3 tRNA genes are annotated in these 266 nt (G+C 47.4%); all 3 read left to right on the forward strand.

The features are described 5' to 3' along the window. Window positions 1-12 precede the first annotated feature (12 nt). The 3 genes from ACJDT4_RS23390 (at window position 13) to ACJDT4_RS23400 (ending at window position 265) form a co-directional block, all read left to right on the forward strand. Window positions 13-88, forward strand: a tRNA-His gene (locus ACJDT4_RS23390). Between the two features lie 5 nt (window positions 89-93). Further along, a tRNA-Gln gene (locus tag ACJDT4_RS23395) sits at window positions 94-168 on the forward strand. A 24-nt stretch (window positions 169-192) separates the two neighbouring features. Beyond that, window positions 193-265 (forward strand) — tRNA-Lys (locus ACJDT4_RS23400). Window position 266: the final 1 nt, after the last annotated feature.

Here is a 266-nt window from a genome sequence, read left to right on the forward strand (position 1 = left end):
ACGCACCATATGGTGGATATAGTTCAGTTGGTAGAGCGCCAGATTGTGGTTCTGGTTGTCTAGGGTTCGAGTCCCTATATCCACCCCAAACGCTGGGATGTCGCCAAGCGGTAAGGCACAGCACTTTGACTGCTGCATGCGTAGGTTCGAATCCTGCCTTCCCAGCCAATTTAAAAATACAATAAATAATATGGTTTATTAGCTCAGTTGGTAGAGCACATGACTTTTAATCATGGTGTCCGGGGTTCGATTCCCCGATAAGCCAC

Origin of the sequence: Clostridium neuense (assembly GCF_045310695.1) — a bacterium.
GTDB lineage: Bacteria > Bacillota > Clostridia > Clostridiales > Clostridiaceae > Clostridium_S > Clostridium_S neuense.